This is a genomic window from Gilvimarinus xylanilyticus (assembly GCF_024195295.1).
GTDB lineage: Bacteria > Pseudomonadota > Gammaproteobacteria > Pseudomonadales > Cellvibrionaceae > Gilvimarinus > Gilvimarinus xylanilyticus.
Window position 1 is genome coordinate 1 of sequence record NZ_JAMFTH010000004.1, and the last position, 21,164, is coordinate 21,164.

Below are 21,164 nucleotides of genomic sequence, written 5' to 3' on the forward strand. Positions count from 1 at the left end.
GCAGAACGCAGAACGCAGAACGCAGAACGCAGAACGCAGAACGCAGAACGCAGAACGCAGAACGCAGAACGCAGAACAGTGTGTTGTAGTTCGCTGCAGAAAACAAACATTACTACTGAACGCAGTAGATTTTGTTCCCTGACAAGGCGCTTGGGAGCCACCCGCAAGGAGCATATATTAATATGTGACTGAGGATTGCGAGCAAGCAACGCAGTTCAGGGGACAAAAGATCAAGTTCAGGGCCCGTAGCTCAGTTGGTTAGAGCATCCGACTCATAATCGGCAGGTCGACAGTTCAAGTCTGTCCGGGCCCACCATACGGAAAGCCGCTATCTTTCATGTGCGGGGTACCATAGTTTGGCCAAAATGGCCAAACTATGGTCACCTAGCATACCTGAAGTGGCCATTTTTTAGCCCCTCCCCTCTCTCGGCAATAGCAGAGGGGGATTAGGGGCTCACCTATAGATTACTCTCCCTATCGAACTGCCTCCCAATGTGGCTCACCCTCCTCACCTCAGAAACCCTATTCGTGGTATGCTTTGGCGCATAATCTTTTAATGTAGAGCTGTCTGATAACGACATCTAACAGCGCTAAATATGATGGTCGAGTCGAGATTACTCTCAGGCGATACCCGCACCTTGCAACACACCAACATTTCGCCCAGTAGCAAGACCAAGGAGTGGCCTGATGGCATCTGAAGCGGATACCCGCGCAAATTATATCGATCCTGCCTTACGAGCAGCAGACTGGCAGCCGAGCAATATCATTCGGGAGCATTACTTCACCGACGGTAGAAAGATGGCCGGAGGAGTGCGTGGGCGACGTTGCTTTGTGGATTACTTGCTTCACAAAGACAATCGGTCTCTGGCTGTTGTAGAAGCCAAAAAAGAATCCGAGCATCCAACCAAAGGCCTGCAACAGGCCATCGACTATGCGAATAAGCTTCGTGTTCGTTTCGTCTATTCCAGTAACGGCAAACAAACCTACGAATTCGATCTGGAAACAGGCAAAGGCGACTACATTGAGTTCTACCCAACGCCTGCTGAACTGGAAAGGCGTTATGCCGGAGAAACCACAGATTTAAGTCAGGAATTAAGAAACATCCCATTCCATTTAGAAGGGGCCATGCAGCCACGTTATTATCAAGAGCTGGCAGTTCATGCGGCTACCGATGCCATTGGCCAAGGCAAATCCCGCATTTTGCTCACCCTGGCCACCGGTACCGGTAAAACCTTCATCGCCTTTCAAATTGTTCATAAGGTATTTCAGGCACGCTGGAACCGAGATAATCCCGGTTCACGCAGGCCACGCGTTCTGTTTCTGGCTGACCGTAATATCCTGGCCGACCAAGCCATTAACACCTTCAACCCCTATGAAAAAGACCTAATCAAAATCAACGGGGAAGAAGTGCGTAAACGCAATGGTGTGGTGCCAACCAACGCACACATATTTTTCGCGATCTATCAGGCAATTGCGGAACGAGCCAATTCCGAAAAAGAAAGTATTGATGGCTACTACAAAGCTTATCCCAAAGACTTCTTTGATCTGGTGTTGATTGATGAGTGTCACCGAGGTGCTGCTAATGACACAGGCTCTTGGCGAGCCATACTCGATCACTTCAATAGCGCGGTGCATCTGGGCTTAACCGCCACACCGAAGCGCACAGACAACGTAGACACCTATGAATACTTTGGTCAGCCAGCCTATGTCTATTCACTTAAAGACGGTATCAACGACGGTTTCTTAACCCCGTACCGGATAAAGCGCGTTAGAGCCAATCTGGATGAACTGGTGCTCACCAAAGATGACTTGATCGTCGAAGGTGAATCTGGCCAAGATTTATATCAGGTCGAAGACTACGACCGCAAAATTATTGTAGATGAACGTACAGAACTCGTCGCCAAAGCCATCTTACAAAACATCAACCCGCTGGAAAAAACCATTGTCTTTTGTGAGAACCAAAACCATGCGCTGACCATGCGCGACATGATCAACAAATACAAAGCCGTAAAAGACCCACATTACTGTGTACGAGTGACCAGCGACGAAGGCAAGGTCGGCCGCGAGTTGCTGGAAAAATTCCAGGACAACGACAAAGACATCCCAACCATTATTACCTCATCACAAATGCTCACGACCGGTGTTGATGCCCGCAATGTCCGCAATGTGGTGCTGGATCGAACCATCGGCTCGATGGTGGAGTTCAAACAGATTGTGGGGCGAGGTACCCGAGTTTTTGATGGTAAGGACTACTTCACCATCGTGGATTTTCGGGGGGCGACCAACAACTTTTATGATGAGGAATGGGATGGCGAGCCCGAAGCTCCGGGGCCAGGCGGAACCCGAGAACCAACACCGCCACCCTACACGCCAGAGCCGCCCGAAGGCGGCGACGGGCCGGAACCCGAGCCAGGAGAGCCGCGCCCGAGGTTAAAAGTAAAACTTGGTAAGCACCGCGAGCTCAAGGTCATCGATATTGAAACCCGTTATATCGACGAAAATGGCAAGCCTCTGACTATTCAGGAGTTTGTTGAACGGTTAATTCAACAACTGCCAGGCTTGTTCACAAGCGTTGATGAGCTTCGGGATATCTGGTCAGACCCAGACCTTCGCGAACAACTCTTGGCCAAACTGGTACAGGCTGGCTTTGATAAAGTACAGCTCTCGACACTGCGCCGGATGTTCGAAGCCGACGACTGCGACATGTTCGATTTGCTGGCGTTTTTAGCCTTTGAGCAACCCATGGCTACCCGTAAATCACGAGCGGCAGCAGTGCGAGCGAATAACGCCTTCTTTGACCAATACCAACAGGAAAAGGCCAAGCAATTCCTGCATTTTGTCTTAAATCGCTACGAGCAAACGGGCGTTACTGAATTGGCGCGTGAGCGCCTGCCAGCGTTGATTGAGCTATCCGGCCTAGGAACTACCAAAGATGCCTCCATGGCTTTTGGTGGAAAACCTGCGCAATTACTCGCTGCCTTCAAACAACTACAACACCAGCTGTACCACGTGAGTTAACCAATGGAACTGAACTTAGCCCCTAACCCTTTGCATAGACAAGTACAGACCTTGCGAATTGATAAGGTCGCTACGCTGATCGGCGAGAACGGCTCAGGAAAATCTAGTATTTTGCAGTCGGTGTTTGAACAACGATTAGCCGGGCGGGATCATGAAAACCTTAAGGTCGTGTGCTTCTCATCTGGTCAGAACGAGAACTACTCAGAAAAATTCAGTGCTTATTTGAAAAGAGAAAGGCAAGCCGGGCGCGGCCTCAATCTCGACTGTTTCTATTTCGACAAAACCTGGTCGAAGCTGCTGATCTTTTTAGCCACAGCCATTAAACGCAACGGCAAAGTTCGGTCTTTCCTGGTGGAACAGGAATACGTCAATGAGTCGCAGCCAGATAAAGACGATTTGAGTACAACCTTCAAATGCGCCTTTAAAGTGGATAGAAACTACATTGCTCGAGTGCAAGATGCACTCAAGCGAGAAGAACGCGGCGAGGCCGATACTCTGCGTGCGACGCCATATTTTCGCTCACTGGAAAGCTTTATTACCAACCTGATATCCCGTGAGTATGAGTTTGAAGAGCCCCTGCGAAAGCGAACCGTCGATCTCACTGCCAATGGTTTAATTAGGGTTTCTTTCGACTACGCCACGCTACTACAGGCGGGTGATGATGAAGCTCAAGCCGGCGAGCCCAACGCCCAAGCCATGGCTACTCACTGGGACCCGGAAGTGGCCTTTTTCACTCAGGCCGCTGACAACAACTACTTTATCGATAAGCCACGCAGTCAACTCGTATTCAAACACAATATAGAGCTGGACCAGCTTAGCGATGGGGAATACCAGCTCCTGTTCTTGTATGCGCTAATCGATCTGTTCGACTCCGAGAAAACCCTGTTCCTATTCGATGAGGCCGACTCGCATCTTCATTATAAAAACGTCGAAAAGCTATGGGGGCTTCTCCACAGCATTCAAGGCCACGCCATCACCACTACACACTTACTCGATTCCATTTCAGCTAAAGAGAATCGTATTGAGCATCTAAAGGTGGTGGAAAAAGGCAGGATCAACGAAGACAACAAAATCAAACAATTGATCAATCGCCTGAGTGTGCTGTCACGCGCGAAATCCGTGGAATTTGAAGTTTGTGGCAAACTGCTAAACATCGCCTTGCTAGATGATTACAACGATTGGATTATTTTTACCAAACTCGTATCAAAAAAAGGTTTAGACGCTGGTCGATTGACTCAAGTTCATGCTCTAAAGAAAACTTCCAGCTGTGCAAGTGACGCAGAACGTTTAGGGCAGGCAAAAGTAGATTGGGTGAAAGGTCTTGGAGCGTCCGAATCACAGCTGAATACTACGAGAATATTTCTGATTTGCGACAGAGATGAGGCAAATCCAAACTGGCAACAAAATGGTGTTGAGTTAGCGGGAAAGCCTTACAAAGATCTACTGAAAACGATTAGATGGCCAAATGGTTTCAATACTAAAACCTACCTGCTCGCCTGGAAGCGGCGTGAAATAAAGAACTATTTACTCTCATACACGGCCCTCGAACACTTCGGTGTACTCGAACATATCAATGGGGCTAATATCGCTGCTATAGATCACCTCAAAGCAGGTGATTCAGGTGACAACAATTCAATTCGTCGCGTTAACGCGAAAGCCACTATTGATCCATTGATTAACTCCGATGGCGAAGGCTTAGACCCAGGAAAACTCCAAGCCTATATCGACCTGATGCCGCCCGAAGAAATCAGCGAAGACATCACCAATATGTACAATTTTATTATCGGAAAACTCTGAGCATGTCACTACAACAGAAAATAGATCGCATTACCGACATTCTGCGCCGCGACGATGGCATCAGCGGTGCCATGCATTACACGGAGCAGACATCTTGGGTTTTGTTCCTGAAGTTTCTCGATGATTATGAATTGGGAAAAGAAGACGATGCGGTATTATCCGGCAAGGACTATCAACCGGTACTCGATGACGAGCATCGCTGGGCATACTGGGCCTGCCCTAAGACAACTGATGGTAAATTGGACCTGGCACGTGCAAAAACCGGGGATGACCTCACCGATTACGTCAATAACCAGCTATTCCCATACTTGAAAAGCTTTGCAAATGCTGCCGCAACGGGTGCAGATCCAAAATCTTTTACCTACAAAATTGGCGCTATTTTTCAGTACTTGGACAACAAGGTCGCCTCTGGCCATACCCTGCGTGAAGTATTAGATATTGCCGATACTTTGAATTTTCAATCCGATGACGAGATGTTTGAGCTGTCTCAGGTATATGAAAGTTTACTGCAAAACATGGGGGATGCTGGCGGCTACGCTGGTGAGTATTACACTCCGCGCCCTGTTGTCCGAGCGATCGTTAAAGCTATAAATCCACAACCACTTGAAAAGATCTATGACGCAGCGGCGGGTTCTTGTGGGTTCTTAGTTGAAGCATTTGAATACAACAAACCCACACCTTTCAAAAAAAGAACCGGGAGGGAACTAACTAGCGAAGAATACGATTTCCAGCGCGTCGACGCTTATTGGGGGTTTGAAAAAACCTCACTCGCCTACGTGATGGGGATGATGAACATGATTTTGCATGGCATCGAATCCCCCAACCTGTTTCGTGGTAATACCCTGACTCAAAATATCCGCGACATTCAAGAAAAAGACCGTTACAACGTTATACTGGCGAACCCACCGTTTGGCGGCAAAGAAAAGGCGCAAATTCAGCAAAACTTCCCTATCCAGAGTAATGCGACTGAATTGCTGTTTTTGCAGCACTTTATGAAAACCCTTAAAAGTTCAGGCAAAGCAGCTATCGTATTGCCAGAAGGCGTGCTCTTCCAAACCAACAGCGCCTTTAAGCAGGTGAAACAAGAGTTGCTTGAAAACTTTAACCTACACACCATTTTAAGCCTGCCAGCAGGGGTGTTTTTGCCGTATTCAGGCGTTAAAACCAACGTACTATTTTTTGAGCGCAGCGGCGGCACAAGCGATGTGTGGTACTACGAATGCGAGCCCGAGCAAAAACTCACCAAAAACAAACCGATCACCGACGAACACCTAAAAGAGTTTGTTGAGCTCTATAATAGCCGCGAAACCACCGAACGCTCCTGGACGGTATCGGCCAGAAAGCTTGCAGAAGACTATGATCTAGCCGCCAAAAACCCCGCCAAGCAAAAAGATACCGAGCATTTAGCGCCAAGTGACATCCTCAAGGAAATTCGCACCAAGGAAAAGCTGGTGTCTGGGCTGCTGGATGAAATTGAAAACCTGTTGGCGGAGCATTAAGAATGAAGCAGGTTCAATACACGCTTCCGAATACTTGGACTTGGAAAACTCTCGATGACGTATCTGAAAAGATTACTGACGGAACTCATCACAGCCCCAAGGTGCAACACTTGGAATGGGCGCCAGGTCGATTCAAATACATTACATCAAAGAATATCAAAAATAATGGCATGAAACTGGATGACATTTCCTACATAGACCAAAATATTCACGATGAAATTTACGCCAGGTGTCCTCCAGAGTTTGAAGATCAGCTTTTAACAAAAGACGGCGCGATGACTGGTACGTGCTGCCTAAATGAGTTGAATGAACCTTTTTCATTGCTGTCGAGTGTTGCTCTGATCAAGCAAAAGCGCTCAATAATACAGCCTAAATACTTGAACTATTACCTGCAATCTCATGTGGGTCAGAACTTCCTTCTCGGAGATATTTCTGGAGCAGCAATAACTCGAACAAATATTAAGAAGCTCAAGAGCACGCCAGTTCCATTAGCGCCGTTTTCAGAACAAAAACGCATCGTCGAAAAACTCGATGCACTGCTCTCCCGCATCGACACCGTCATCGAGCATTTTCAGGAAAGCGTCAAATTGTCTGATGCCTTGTATGCAAGCTCTCTTGATCAGGTGTTTGAGAAAGTCTATTCAGATTATTCAACGAAACCTTTATCGGTCCTAGCGAGTAAAATTGGGAGCGGGGCAACACCAAAAGGTGGACAAAAAGCCTACAAGAAATCAGGGATATCATTGATACGCAGCCTTAATGTTTATGACTCGGAATTTAAGCTAGAGGGACTAGCTTTCATAGATGATGACCAAGCTGTAAAGTTAAGCAATGTAGTGGTCGAAGAAGGTGACGTTCTATTGAACATTACCGGTGCCTCAATCGCTAGGTGCTGTGTTGCTCCAGTAGATTTTCTGCCTGCTCGCGTGAACCAACATGTATGCATCATTCGTCCGAATGAAGAGTTAAATTCTACATACCTAAATTATTTGTTGATTAGCCCTAAGTTTAAGGCTGCTTTATTGTTTCAAGGCGCGGGCGGAGCAACGCGCCAAGCTTTAACAAAAGTAATGGTTTCTAACTTAGATATACCGTTGCCACCGCTAAAGACGCAGACCGAGCTAGTAGGAAAAGTGAATCTGTTAAGCCAGAAGAATCGAGCTTTAAAGGAATCTGTCAACTCAAAGATATCTGATTTAATCACCTTAAAAACATCAATTCTCGATTCCGCCTTTAAAGGCGAGCTCTGAGGAGGAAAGCATGAGCTTACAAACCAATCTCAAAGGCCGTTTACGCAATACTTCTTTGCCCAAAAGCCACGGCTTAATGCCGGTATTTGAGGCGGTGGTAAACTCCATTCACTCCATCGAAGAAAAAGGAAACGCTGATAATGGCAAGATTGTTCTTCGCATTAATCGAGCTACCCAACGCGGATTGGACTTAGACAAACAATCTTTACCCCCTATCATTGGCTTCACAATAGCCGACAATGGCTGTGGTTTTGATGAGACCAATTTTAAGTCCTTTGAAACCCTCGACTCCGACCATAAAATTGCCAAAGGCTGCCGGGGTGTTGGCCGCTTGATGTGGCTGAAGGTGTTTGATCTGGTCGAAGTGGAAAGCCACTTTCTCGATGTTGATGGTGAACTAAAAAAACGCGCATTCCGTTTTGACGACAAGTTGGGCGTTCATGGTGAAAAGGTTGAGACAGCAACTGCTCAGCAAACAGGAACCCAAATTAAACTTGTTGATTTTGATGAGAACTTCCGTAAACATGCGCCGACAAAGAGCGAATCCATAGCCAATCAGCTACTGGAGCATGTACTTTGGTATTTTGTGCGAACTCAGGATGCTCCAAAAATACTTGTAGAAGATGCCGGAGAGAGCGTTGACTTGGATGTACTCTATGATCAACACATGCATGCAAGCGCTTACCACGAGAAGATTAATATTCGCGACTATTCTTTCGACCTTACTCACATTAAGTTTCGTGCCTCAGTAAATAAAAAGCATCATTTAGCTCTCTGTGCGGCTAACCGATTGGTTAAAGAAGAGTCTATCCAAGGTAAGCTCCCTGGCCTGTACGGTAAAATTTCAGACGCGTCCGGCGAGTTTACCTACACCTGCTATGTGTCTTCTGATTACCTAAACGAGCACGTGCGAAGCGAACGTACTTCCTTTGATATTGCCGAAGATGTAGAGGACATGTTAAATGAAGTCAGCTTTAAAGATATTCGCGATGCGGTATTAGATCGCACAAGGGAATATCTACAAGATGTACTGGCAGAAAATGTCCATGCCGGTCGCAACCGTGTCGATGATTTTATTAACAATCACGCGCCGCGCTACCGCCCCATTGCCAATTACGTTTCGGAAGAGCTACTGATTGTTGACCCAGAAAAGTCGGACAAAGATCTGGAGCTACACCTTCATGCACAGTGGTATGAGGTGGAGCGACAATTGGTCAGCGAAGGCCATGACATCATGCAGCCCCAGAATGATGAGCATGTAGAAGAATACAAAGAACGGCTGAGTGAGTATCTTCGCAAAGCTGAAGACCTTAAAAAATCAGACCTAGCTAATTACGTTTCGCATCGCAAGGTCATTATTGACCTGTTACAGAGATCTATCGAGCAATTAGAGGACGGTAAGTACGCCCGTGAAGATATGATCCATGAGTTAATCATGCCCATGCGTAAAGATTCCGGTGAGGTGTTCTTAGATTCCTGCAACCTTTGGCTGATTGATGAGCGGATGGCATTTCACAACTATTTGGCCTCAGACAAAACGCTGAACGCCATGCCTATTACCGGCAACGAGTCCACCAAAGAGCCCGATTTACTCAGCCTCAGAGTATTTGATAATCCACTACTGGTTAATGATCAAACCAGTTTTCCCCTCGCCGCTATCACCGTTGTCGAAATCAAACGTCCAATGCGAAACGATATGCGAGAAGGCGAAGATAAAGACCCGATTGATCAAGCACTCAGCTATCTAGAGCGAATTCGAGAGGGGAAGGTCTCTACAAAATCCGGGCGTCCGATCCCAGGCAATAATGACATCCCGGGCTATTGCTATGTGCTCTGTGACTTGACTGAATCCATGCATCGACGTTGCCGCCGCGCCAATCTGCGTATCACATCTGACGGCATGGGTTATTTCGGTTACAACGAGCCATCTCATGCCTATATCGAAGTAATTAGCTTTGATCAGTTAGTGAAAGCGGCAAAAGAGCGGAACCGAGCATTCTTTGACAAGCTTGGCTTGCCTTCTGTTTAGTAAACCATAACTACCAAAAAATTTCTTTATCTTGAGCACACGGTTGCCAGGGTCTTTCCTAGGCCAAGCTGGTAACTTCGCTAGTTACATGCCACCTGCAATACCCTATAAGCTTTTTGAATCGCATCTTTCAGCATCCACTTAGGCAACCCTGTCTCCTCCCGAATAACCCTATATGCCTGCTTCCTGGAGACCATCTGCTCATCACAACCTGCAAAATACTCAAGTGCCTTAGACTGAGCTAAACGCCTCTTAGCGAGCTTCTGCTGCTCGATGTAGGCCTGATGTCGGCTCACCAACTGCTTAACCTGCTCTGGAAAGCGATACTCCAGGTAGCCCACTGATACATCCAGTTCAGCCGCTATGGCTTTAAGCGAAAGCGGCTCATCTTTTGATTTGAGCAGGCGAGCCAGCCTTTTGAGGATCGCGCGATGATCACGCTTAAACTTAGAAGAGATTTCCATAAAGCTAGGCGGAAAAGGACAAAAATGGCCGAAATCCAATGCCTGAGTGACATGGGCAGCATTCCCGCTAATTAGGTCATAAAGTGAGATTCCTAGGCCAAAAGCCACTTTTCTCGCATCATTCAAGCAAAGCCTTCGCTGAGAGTGAATAACCGATAACAAGTGGTCTCTGGATAACAATTGATAAAACTCATCTTCCCGCCCAGATTTCCAGTAGTAGTCAAAGATTTGATCTAAAGATTGCCATATTCCTGAAGAGGTTAACGAGTCTGGGCCATAGGTGGCAATATCGCCAAAAAGCTCAACAACATCTCGCCCAATGTCTTGCCAGCTGGACACTATGTCCTTTTTCTTAAGGCGGGCCTTACGTTTTGAGAGCGTTACTCCGCATTCCTGACAACGCCCGAGTGGGCGCTTTTTAATATAACTCGCCTGATCGCAGCCACAATGGTCACATTCAGTCAAAAATGGCGTGCGATGAACAGGGCACGCCAAAAGTGCTCTTAGCTGCCAAATTAATTTGAAGTAGCAATCCTGACCAAAAGCTTCCATTTCGGCAAAACACTCTGGACACCAGCGGAATCCATGATGCAGCTCTCCTCTGGAGAGCGTAAGCGGGCCGTTAAACACTGAAACCGTCGCCCCCTCTAAGGGCTGCCTAGTCATATAACTCAGCATTAACTGAACGCCCTTAGCCAATTTGTTACTTCTCAATAGACTGTGCACACCGATGTAGCTAGGCAGAAATGGCAATGCCGATTGAATCTCTTCATGGCCTTCGATCTGCCTATAGCAGTATCTAAGAAGCTCTCCCACATAAACTCCGTGTTTATACGAAAGACGGTGTAAATATGAAGGCAAGGACTCAACTTCGGAAGTGCCGAGTGCTCGAAGAGCCACAGGAAAGAGGAAGTCATTCATGCTCTGGCACCTCTGTACGGTTGCCTGGCTTACGCCTAACCGGCTTTTTCTGGAACGGCTTCGCCTTGGTTTTTTTCTTCTCAGCTCTAGAAGCGCCTGTGGTGTCCTTCTGTCCCTGCCGTGACAGAGAGCTACGCCGAAGCGATTTTTCGCCCAGCTGAATTTCAGCGCCAATTTCAGCCAAATCTACGTCTGAGAGCCTCTTACTCATCAGTAACTCTCGCGTGATGGGAGTCCCTTGATAGGAGGCAACTGAATCAACGCGCTTTAGCCATGCCTTCAGAAGTCCAATGCACCCGAAAGAGCCCTCGTAAAGGTCTTCGGCCACATGTTTCAAGTCCCCAACACACGGTGCTAAGCTAAGCATGCCAGAGTAGGTGTTCAATATTTGGGCGAAATAGTAAATATCTTCTGCATTTGCGTGGTATCGCGGAAAATGCACCTGATGATTCCGGCCCAATAGATGGGGTGAGTTTTTTAACATATCTAGAATTGGATAGGCCCCAACCAGAACAAGCACTATACCGGTAGTCTGTGCTAGGCACTTCAGCGAGTCCATATAGGCATGTGCTGCCTGGGCATCTTTGCTCGCGTAGCGAATGTGCTGGGCTTCATCGATAAAGAGAAACTGAACCCGTCTCTCACGAATCGCGTTCTCAAGTGCAATCCGTAGCGTCGCCTCTGTAGCACGATCCATTTTTTGCATTGCGATGACATCGTCAAGGTCTTGCCCCTTGATTGTAAATAATGGATGCTTAACAGCTTCTAGCATCCGCTGGGTAAACGCCTTCGTAGAGAAGCTGCCATGTGGACCGGCGTTTACCGCTTCTACCACAACCGCATCCATTAAACCCGTATCGACGAAACGACACTTACCAAACATCATTTCTGCCACTTTTCGAATCAGCAGAGATTTTCCTGCCCTTGATGGGCCTACGATACTTACCACTTCACCGGGAGAGGCACAACTCAGAACAGAAAAAGTTTCTGCAAGCGCCACTTGCCAATTTCTATGCTTTATCGCGATGTCAAACTTTTTAGAGTTAATCATCCCAGACATGCTTAACCTCCCAATCTTCCGTTGCTAATTGGGAAACTTCAGCGCCTTTTAGAGCATCAAAAATAGACTGACCTTCACCGGAATCCATCTTATCTGACTCATCAGAGCTCACTTCGAGAATCATACTGCGTCGATCTTCTGATTTTTCCGTCATTTCCCTCAGAATACCGACCAGCTCTTCATCAGCTTGCTGCTTGATTAATTTTTTATCATTGTACGATTCTGTAACCAGAAGGCTTTCAACACGCTGTGATACGGGGTCTAAAGACGAAAATCGATTGATCGATGACGTTTGGCACTGTATCCATTCCCGCCCAACGAGGACGTAGATCACGTGTGGATTGTCTGGATCTTTTCTACATTCTAAGCTTTTTTTCTGACCCTGATATTGTCGTAGTTCTGGGTTGTAGTACCACATGGGGTCTATGTGTATCCCCCGAGCATAATCCACTTTATATTTACCCTGATCTACGGAGCTGGCCACCATGTACTCTTCATTAAGCTCTTGCGGTATCGCCATAAAGGGAAATTCTTTTTCATGACGCGCCAATGCCTTAGCGGGACTCTCCGATATAATCCCCCGAGGGTTAAACGAGCGCCATTGCACAAACCGCTCAAATTCACAGTAAAAATCATACGCCGACATTACTGCAAACTTGTCAGGCTTAGACTCCCCATCGAATGATCTGGCGTTCTTATAATCTGTCAAATTTCCAGGCCTTTGGGAAAGCCACTGGGTCTTGAATTCGCCGATAAGTCGTTCAACCTCAGCTCCGTAGCGGGAATGAGAAGCTGGCCGTAGAACCAGCTCGATCATATTGTGCGCAACAAGGGCATAGAAATAAACAGACCGAAAGTCAGCCCCTCTATCTACTATGATTTCTCTGGGAAGCTTTCCGTGCCTCCGCACGCATTCACGCATCACCCTTGCTACGGATACTCTCGAAGGTGCCTTGAAGGAAACGCAAAAAGCTAAGACGCTGCTTGTGGCCAGATCTAGCATCACTGTGACCCAAGGCCTCATTACATAAGGATAATCACCATCAAAATAGACCAGGTAAATTTTGGCAAGAAAATGGTCTATCGCCACCCTTTGCCAGGCAATATCTGCTTTAAGCTGGCGATCCAGAGGATTTGATGGCGCAGAGGCAGCATTCTCCGCTCGCCTTCCCCCCTTTAGCTTCGCCAACTTTTCCGGGGCTATTCTTTCCAGAGCTTTCGTGAAGGTTTTCTTGCTAACTGGAGTGAAGGCTTGATCGATATCTTTAACGTACGATCTATACTCGATATATAGCCTATACGTAGACTTGAACCTGCTTTCATTGTCATATAGCGTCGAGCCTTCAAGGAGGAATTTCTTAAGACATGATTCTTGAGAGTGCGTCAACCTAGTTCGACGGTTTCCCGAGTAGAGCCACCTGGGAATCAATGCTTCAAATGCACTAACTCCTCTTGCTTCTCCTTCTTTTATTTGAGCTTTCCAGCGGCGTACCGACCGACCTGCCTCACCTGACCTGATTCGCTCAATCTTCGCAATGGCAGCTTCAGCCTGCTTCTCGGTAGGGCATCTTGCAGCATTCACGCTGATCGAATCAGATTGCTCATACACCCCTACCCCCTTAAAATCCGAAACAAACTCGAGATGCGCTTTGTGACGCACCAAGAAGCATCCCTTAGGCTCGGAAATTAGCTGACGATCCCAGTCAAAAAACAACTCCTCACGATCTATAGCTTTAAGAATTTCAGAATAACACTCTAGCTTTAGACGCTTACGTAGCTCATACAGCGACCAGCAGAAAGATTCGTCAAATACTCGGTCTAGCTCACTAGTCGATAAAGAACGTGACTCATATGAACGGTTGCGGATAAGGTTTTCAATATTAAGAACCTTAAAACCAGGTGAAGATGGTACTGCATAAACTATGAAGTGCAGCCCGGCCTTTCCGAATGCTTCTTTAGCAGGAAGGTGTTGGTACGAACCATCGCTATTTTTTATCCAATCTGAAGGGTTACATTGGATCTTTTCGAGAACCTCCTCCTCCATCTTTACTTCAACCACACAGGGGCCATCGTTTTTAAGAAGCAGAAAATCTGGCGTGTACGAATATCGCTGACGCCGACCAGTCTTAATCGTTTTGATAATCGTTACGGGCTCTAGCTGATCCCATATCTCTACCACCATGTCATCGTATTCAGCGAGCAGAACAAATGCCTTCTCTCCCTTTCTGCTTTCCGATGAGATCGTTTGCCCCATTTTTGTGGAGTATGTCCAACTACAAATATTGGTACGAGCATGTGTACCCACCATGCGAGAAGGCTCAGAGGAGCGTACTCGCGCTATGTAATCAATCGCATCCTGACTAAGATTGTGCTCCTCCAAGTACCTGTGAAACTGAAGTTCTGTAAGCATAGATCCCCCTAATCCGTCCAAGTAACCGCAAATTTGAGGGCGAGCGGGTACCTCGAACGGCAGATTCGTGAATGAAGGTCTTGACAGGGCTTTTAGGGGAAGGGATACTTGACCTACACCACGAAGGTACTCCCTTCCCTAAAGGCCGATTACAAGAAATTGTTTTCGGCTTTTTTGTATCTACAGCACACTGTCCTCCTTTTTTCTCTGGCGATTACGTTAAACTTGGGTTCTTGTATCTGAGCGCACATCCTGTGCACGCGCACAAGTCATACACTAGAGCTCGATACGCCCCAAGACTACCAGCTTTTTAGGGAAATTTCACTTTTCAGCTTATTTGCCGAACTTAGCGTACATTATCAACGTTTTCGACGATTTTTATATGTATATTATGTCTTCTTGAATGTATGTGGCGTATTGAGTACATCTAAACTCTTCTGATATGATTTCCCATATGTTTCAATAAGTTACACAACTTTATCGATTGCTCGAGGCTATTGCCCGCCTGCAAGCAGCAATGGTCCTAAGCTGAAAGCTTATACACTTAGGGCTAACGACAGTTGTGAGCCGGCGTACTCGGACAAAACCGCTAGGTGCAAACTTCTAAACATATAACCATCAGTTAGTTAGCGCTCACATCAGGACAAGAATTTTAAGAATCTGTAATCCCCTTCCAGACGGTAACTGAGGCATTTAAACCCCACAGACCTAAGCGTAAGATTTTTAATAAGCCATTCCTCTATCCACTTCTATTGGCCGCACATCGATGCAATAAAGTTTCTCGGCTTAAAGGAAAATTCGGTGCCCTTCTATTTTCAGACCTTTCTGACAAAAAGCATGATTAATTACCTAGCGCTACCGAATGCAGCGATCTCCACACCCTTTCAAAGGCGTCCACATCACCTTCAAGTAGCAGATCAATGGGGCGTCGACCGTTAAACGGGGCATTAAAATTCTTCATTTGCATGAAGCCATCAACATTCTGAGGGTTCTCGAACATCATCCTCAAAGTTTCGTTAATGAGTTCTATGTATTCTAATTTTTTACCGTACGTCTCATCCATAGTGCTGGAATCGAGCGATCCAGGCTTTCGATCTGGTATCATTCTCGCTTGGTCAGAGGGTGAAACCCCCCAACGAATTAAAATTTTATGTGCTTTAGTCTCGCTCATTGCTAGGCGCTCTTTTAACCTATTGCTAATAATACCCATTCTCATTACGAGCCAATTGAGGAAATATGGCTACGCAATACATATCCAGAATTACTAGATGATTCTTAATCCATTACAAGGTTTTAACGGGCTTCAACTGGCGTTTTGTCAAAACATTGTGACAAATATTATTTCGCTAGGCTTTCAATTTTCTTCCATTTACAACTAGCACTTTCTTTATTAAGACCAAAAATTTACTTATGAAATGGAGATTAGCACGAATAGGAATTTCAATTAAGAAGCATCGAGAATAATAATTCTTTACGGTTTTAGCTGTCGCGGAGAAAACACGGCTGGCCTGCCAACAAATTTGGCTATCTAAAGTGACGATTTTGAAAGACCAATCCAAAAACTTTTAAGTTACATTGATCTCGCCGACACTGAAATCTCAAATCTGAGGATCACCGCCCCCCCACCGAATGAAATTGATTCAATATTCGGTGTAAACTAGCTTTAACGCCTATAGGTTTCCAAGAGGCTTCAATGCATCACTCCTCCACCATAACTGAATCTAAACTAACCCGTGAAAAACAGATCCAAAGACTCATTCTGGGCTGCTTTAACGCCCAAAAGTACTTGAATGACCCGCCACACCTTTCCCCCTTGCTTCCCACTTCTTACGTCGCTTATAACCAGAGCACTGCCAAAATAGATACCCGTACAATAAAGATCTTTTTGGTATACATTGATTTCGGTCTAGTAGGGACTTTTGAAGCCACTATCGACGGTCTCATAATCACCAATCTGAGCCCCCGAGTATGGGGCGATTACCCCGAAGGCCGCACCTTATTGAGGCATGGTGATGTAGAAAACCAGTTTCGATTCCCTTTTTTTGAGTCGCTGGACTTAGAGCGTGATTGCCGACGCATGGGCTTCGAGGTGGACGAGGATGACGTCTTAACCATCGCGGCTATAACTCTGGAACCTCTTAATGAGAAGCTTCAAGTCCTGGCTAGCGACCAAGTGGACCTTAAGCCTCTCTACATGTCGCCTGCCTCTTCGAAGCAAGAGAGAAACTCAATAGACCATAATGTAAAGCCAAGACTTTTAGTGCTCGATGTAGACAATACTTTGCTGAGTACGCATGCCTTCGATGCGGAAGTCGCGCTCGCAAGTGGTTCTAAACTAACGGCTGAAGGCTACCTTGAACTACTCCCGTCGGGTGGTGTGATCCCGTTCGATGAGTTGCCTGCTAAAACCTATCCAAGACCCCATCTTAAGCTCTTCATCACTGCGGTTCAGGCAATGGGCTATGATTTGGCCATATGCACAACCGCGACCCGAGAATACATCGATCGAATGCTGCCTCTGTGCGGCATAGATTTAACCGAATTCTCAGTCATAAAAACACGCGAAGACCTGACTTTCCGTGGCAGTAGAATAATAAAAGATATACGAATGTATGCTGAATATGGATACGATATCGATCAGATTGTGGTCATAGATGACCGACGAGACGTCTACTATAACTCCGAAAATTTATTGTTAATCAAAGAGTTTTTGGCGTACAGCGAAGCTTATAAGGATGATCAGGAGCTACTCATAATGCTCAAGAAACTTGAGTATCTTGGATATCGATCCTTACCCGAGCTTAGAAAGGAAATAGGTGCTTACGAATATCGCGAGAGACAGCTCGAAAAATTGCTGAGACGCTGTTTCAAAGCAGATAAGCACGTTGCCGGATACGAGCGTTACCATCCTACACTGATACGCCAAAGAAGCTTCGATCTGGATTTCTACTATCATGATAACGAGGCAAATAATCTTGTCGACGAAATGACAACATTTTTCGTTTACATTGATTATGGCCTTGTAGGCCTGATTAAGATTCACGAAAATGGCTACTTAGTCGACAACCTCTGTCCGAACATATGGAAAAATATCCCAGGCGGTAAGTCTCAAGTCAATCTGGGTGAGCTTGAAGCTAAGAATGTCTTGTCAGGACTCGATGAGGGTGAAGCGAGTAAAATCTGCAAGGACTTGGGTTATGAAGAGTATAGTAATGATATCTTAAGAGCGGCAGCGATCTCCCTACTGCCGCTTTCGGGTAATATGCACGTGCTGGCATATTTCAGCCTTTTTGACGATGAATTCTAGCTCCATAAATGTATTTCGCGATCCGGCGTCGGAATCATTGAGAGATTTTTGTGCATGACATTGCATCTGGTTTTGTCTCGATTAAGGCTGCATGCTGAATTGGAAAAATATGGCAGGTAAAGACAAATGATGTCTATGAACTCAGTAAATGAGAAAAGGATTGTGTATATTGACATGGACCATGTGCTCTGTGATTACAATGCAGGGTATAAAGCTCATCAGGAAAAATACCCAGACTTAAAGTACCCACAGAGTCAACCCGGACTTTACCAGAGCTTGAGTCCAATGCCTGGCGCGATTGAAACCTACGCATGGCTGGACAACCATCCCCAGCTGTCGGTTTATATTTTGACCTCACCCTCGATTAAAAATCCGCATTGTTACAGTGAAAAAAGAATCTGGGTAGAGCAGTACTTGGGTTTTGAAGCCGTAAACCAGCTGATTATCACACCCCATAAAAACCTCAATAAAGGGCACTATTTAATCGACGATAATATTAAAGGAAAAGGGCAGGATGAATTTGAAGGAGAGCTCATACACTTTGGATCAGAGCGCTTTCCTGATTGGCCATCTGTTCGTAAATATTTTTCCGAGAGATATTCTTTGGTAGATAATTTATAATCAGGTGCCAACCATATTGCCAGTATTTATGGGTATTCAGAATCCGTGAGGCGACACATGGGTGCATGGAGACGGTTTTCGATTTTGAAGTCTGTCGTTATACCTCTAGCACCAACCGCGAATCAAAGTCCGGGTTCCTTTCTTCCGGATAGCCTCTCGGGTTGCACGCGACTCTACACCCTCCAATACGATATGATGAAGAATTATGCATGTGCCCGTGAACCCATAGATCGGGATTATTTTTATTTATAAAACCCTCTAAGTCAGAAGCATATGCCGAGGTTACGACATCACCCCGGTGCAGGTCTGCGACGGATCTTTCTGATGGGGCGTGATGGGTAACAACCACATTCTTAGTGGCTTTACTTGATTGCAATCGCTCTCCAAGCCATTCGAGTGACTCACGGTGTATGAGTGCTGCATCCATTGAGCGCAACTTGCTGTATCTTGGAGAAACCCGAATTTTTTTGAAGTCGTTCATAAGCTGCTGGCATTGGGCGCCTGCTAGTCTCGGGTCGCCATAAATTGCAAAGTCGGTCCAGAGCGTACAGCCAAGAAAATTGACCCCATCAATTTCTATACTTTCATTTTCAAGGAGATGAATATTGGTCCCCTTGCATATCTCACGCATGTCATCAATATGCTTGGGATAAGCTTTTCCATAAAACTCATGATTACCCAGAACATAGATAACAGGCTTGTCTCGGATCACCTCCAGCGCCCACTTTATGCCTCTGTCCTTTACGTGAATGTCACCGGCGAGCAGCACGACATCACAGTCAGTGGGCTCATAGTCAAACGTTTCGAACTCCAGATGTAGATCACTCAAAAGTTGTATCTTCATTGCATCTCTCAAGTTTGTGCTGAATCACCTAAATAACCTACAGGGGCTAGAAAAGTAATGTGTCGTTTAGATGATGGCGTTTACATTAACATTGAATCCTGGGTAGCGCATTCCAACTGGTCGTATAGCTAGGCGAGCGGTAGCTCTGCCGCATCGCCCATTTCTTCTTTACGCCCTCGGCCGCTGTGTGCACGCTGCCGGTGCCGTATTTTGCGTTAATGCTGTCCATCACACTCATCAGCGCATCGGCCTTGGGTGGCTGCGCTGGGGTGAACATGTCCGATTGCAGATAGGTTTTATCGACGATGTCCACCAAGCCCACGCCAGACTTTAAAAACTGATACCCTTCTTTAAACAGGTGTTTGGCTCCGCGTTGGGCGGCGGCCACGATTAGCCGTGTGTCATCTGTGGGATAGGGTAGCTGTATCGTGCAGCTGCGGGCGTAGTGGTTTTTATCAAAGGGTGAAGTCTGCAAAAACACATGAATAAGCTTCACCAAATGCTTTTGCTTTCGCAGCTTTACAGCCGCCCGGGTAGCGTACAAAGCGGTCGCCTGGAGTACCGGCGGTAAGGCAGTGGCTTTTTCGCCAAACGAACGGGTGCAGTAAATCTGTTTTTTGGCCGGTGGCGCTTCTTCCAGCTCCAGGCAGCTAACGCCGTTTAGCTCCTCTATCGTGCGCTCCAGACAGACGGAGAACCGCTTGCGCAGCCACTTCACATCGGCATTTGAAAGCTCCCAGGCGGTGTTAATGCCCAAGTACCGTAGTTGCTTGCCCAGTCTTCGCCCCACACCCCAAATGTCTTCAATATCGGCGCGTTTCAGTAGCCACTGTCGCTGTGTCTCGGTGCTGACCACACACACATGCTCTAGCGCGTGCACCTTCTTCGCGGCGCGGTTGGCTAGCTTGGCCAAGGTTTTACTGCTGGCCATGCCCACGCCCACTGGTATACGCACATCGCGCCATACAGCGTTCTTCATCGTGTGCCCTAGGGCTTTTAAATCACCGTCAGCGGCCCAGGGGCGTACAAAAACTTCATCAATGCTGTATACCTCTATTTCGGCGGCGTACTGGCGCAAGGTGGTTACGACTCGGCTAGATAAGTCCCCGTATAACGGGTAATTACTGCTAAAGACCGCCACCTTGTGTTTGCGCAGCAAATGATCCACCTTCCAGACGGGCTCTAGGTCCGGTATGCCCAGGGCTTTGGCCTCTTTGCTGCGGGCGACGATAAAGCCATCGTTATTGCTTAGTACCACCACGGGGCGGCCTCGCAGATCCGGCCGGAACACCTGCTCGCAACTGGCGTAAAAGCTATTGCAATCAACCAGCGCAAACACGGTGGTACCTGATGGATGCTATTACCACGCCCTCAACCACCAGCTCAGTGTCGCCGGTGCAGGGGATGGGTGGAAAGTCATTATTGCCGGACAGCAAACGCCCCAAGCGCGTATCCAGTACCTTGCAGGTCAACTCGCCGTTAACCGCCGCAATCACCACATCTCCATGGTGGGCCTCCAGTGACCGATCTACGACCAGTAGATCCCCATCGTAAATGCCCAGCTGCAGCATCGAGTCCCCCTGGGCCCGGGCGTAGTAGGTAGCCGCCGGGTGGCGAATCAGGTGCTCGTTCAAATCCAGCGGCTGCTCAATGTAGTCGTCCGCTGGACTCGGGAAGCCCGCTCGTACACGATGGGTAAACAGGTGCAGGGGCAAGCGGCTTAGCGGCTCTCTAACCGGTATAATCTTCATAGTGACCAATACTGTAAATATATACAGTATATCGGCAAAGGCTCAGACAGCGTCAAGGGGTTTTACATGTGCGGGCGAATATTCGTGGATCAGACGCCAGGGCGGCAGACATGCTCAGGGTGTTGGACTTGGGGCATGACCAGCTGCCTACCCAAAACAATCTGGCCCCCAACGAGCCGGTACCGGTAATCTT

General features: G+C 47.0%; 14 protein-coding genes and 1 tRNA gene. 8 read left to right on the forward strand and 7 right to left on the reverse strand.

The annotated features are described in order from the left end of the window. Nucleotides 1-239 precede the first annotated feature (239 nt). The 6 genes from M6D89_RS12115 (at nt 240) to M6D89_RS12140 (ending at nt 9,593) form a co-directional block, all read left to right on the forward strand. Nucleotides 240-316 (forward strand) — tRNA-Ile (locus tag M6D89_RS12115). Between the two features lie 371 nt (nt 317-687). Next, nucleotides 688-3,018, forward strand: a complete 2,331-nt coding sequence (gene hsdR / locus M6D89_RS12120) for an EcoAI/FtnUII family type I restriction enzme subunit R (protein ID WP_253968342.1) — start codon at nt 688-690, stop codon at nt 3,016-3,018. A 3-nt stretch (nt 3,019-3,021) separates the two neighbouring features. Further along, nucleotides 3,022-4,815 (forward strand): AAA family ATPase, encoded by a 1,794-nt coding sequence (locus M6D89_RS12125; RefSeq protein WP_253968343.1) that lies wholly within the window; start codon nt 3,022-3,024, stop codon nt 4,813-4,815. A gap of 2 nt (nt 4,816-4,817) precedes the next feature. After that, a complete protein-coding gene (locus M6D89_RS12130; protein ID WP_253968344.1) occupies nt 4,818-6,314 on the forward strand; it encodes a class I SAM-dependent DNA methyltransferase in 1,497 nt (498 codons plus the stop codon). A 2-nt stretch (nt 6,315-6,316) separates the two neighbouring features. After that, nucleotides 6,317-7,564: a restriction endonuclease subunit S gene (locus M6D89_RS12135; RefSeq protein ID WP_253968345.1), complete on the forward strand. Its 1,248-nt coding sequence runs from the start codon at nt 6,317-6,319 to the stop codon at nt 7,562-7,564. Between the two features lie 10 nt (nt 7,565-7,574). Further along, nucleotides 7,575-9,593 (forward strand): ATP-binding protein, encoded by a 2,019-nt coding sequence (locus M6D89_RS12140; protein WP_253968346.1) that lies wholly within the window; start codon nt 7,575-7,577, stop codon nt 9,591-9,593. An 80-nt stretch (nt 9,594-9,673) separates the two neighbouring features. Here M6D89_RS12140 and M6D89_RS12145 read toward each other — a convergent pair whose 3' ends face one another. From M6D89_RS12145 to M6D89_RS12160, 4 genes are all read right to left on the reverse strand, one after another. After that, the gene (locus M6D89_RS12145) at nt 9,674-10,978 is read right to left on the reverse strand and encodes a TniQ family protein (protein WP_253968347.1); all 1,305 of its coding nucleotides are present in this window, start codon (nt 10,976-10,978) and stop codon (nt 9,674-9,676) included. Beyond that, on the reverse strand, nt 10,971-12,038 hold the full coding sequence (locus tag M6D89_RS12150) for an AAA family ATPase (RefSeq protein WP_253968348.1): 1,068 nt from the start codon (nt 12,036-12,038) through the stop codon (nt 10,971-10,973). The genes M6D89_RS12145 and M6D89_RS12150 overlap by 8 nt, the downstream gene beginning before the upstream one ends. After that, nucleotides 12,022-14,448: a Mu transposase C-terminal domain-containing protein gene (locus M6D89_RS12155; protein ID WP_253968349.1), complete on the reverse strand. Its 2,427-nt coding sequence runs from the start codon at nt 14,446-14,448 to the stop codon at nt 12,022-12,024. Before M6D89_RS12155 ends, M6D89_RS12150 begins: the two co-directional genes overlap by 17 nt. A gap of 841 nt (nt 14,449-15,289) precedes the next feature. After that, a complete protein-coding gene (locus M6D89_RS12160; RefSeq protein WP_253968350.1) occupies nt 15,290-15,619 on the reverse strand; it encodes a hypothetical protein in 330 nt (109 codons plus the stop codon). 522 nt (nt 15,620-16,141) lie between these two features. Here M6D89_RS12160 and M6D89_RS12165 point away from each other — a divergent pair. Both M6D89_RS12165 and M6D89_RS12170 read left to right on the forward strand, forming a co-directional pair. Next, nucleotides 16,142-17,755, forward strand: coding sequence for an HAD family hydrolase (locus M6D89_RS12165; RefSeq protein WP_253968351.1), 1,614 nt, complete (start codon nt 16,142-16,144; stop codon nt 17,753-17,755). Nucleotides 17,756-17,929: 174 nt separating this feature from the next. Beyond that, on the forward strand, nt 17,930-18,376 hold the full coding sequence (locus tag M6D89_RS12170) for a 5' nucleotidase, NT5C type (protein WP_253968352.1): 447 nt from the start codon (nt 17,930-17,932) through the stop codon (nt 18,374-18,376). A 97-nt stretch (nt 18,377-18,473) separates the two neighbouring features. Here M6D89_RS12170 and M6D89_RS12175 read toward each other — a convergent pair whose 3' ends face one another. From M6D89_RS12175 to M6D89_RS12185, 3 genes are all read right to left on the reverse strand, one after another. Beyond that, nucleotides 18,474-19,220: a metallophosphoesterase gene (locus M6D89_RS12175; RefSeq protein WP_253968353.1), complete on the reverse strand. Its 747-nt coding sequence runs from the start codon at nt 19,218-19,220 to the stop codon at nt 18,474-18,476. A gap of 85 nt (nt 19,221-19,305) precedes the next feature. Beyond that, nucleotides 19,306-20,559 carry a Y-family DNA polymerase gene (locus M6D89_RS12180; RefSeq protein ID WP_253968354.1) on the reverse strand — a complete coding sequence of 418 codons (1,254 nt, stop codon included), beginning with the start codon at nt 20,557-20,559 and terminating at the stop codon, nt 19,306-19,308. After that, nucleotides 20,543-20,971 (reverse strand): LexA family protein, encoded by a 429-nt coding sequence (locus M6D89_RS12185; protein WP_253968355.1) that lies wholly within the window; start codon nt 20,969-20,971, stop codon nt 20,543-20,545. Before M6D89_RS12185 ends, M6D89_RS12180 begins: the two co-directional genes overlap by 17 nt. Nucleotides 20,972-21,164: the final 193 nt, after the last annotated feature.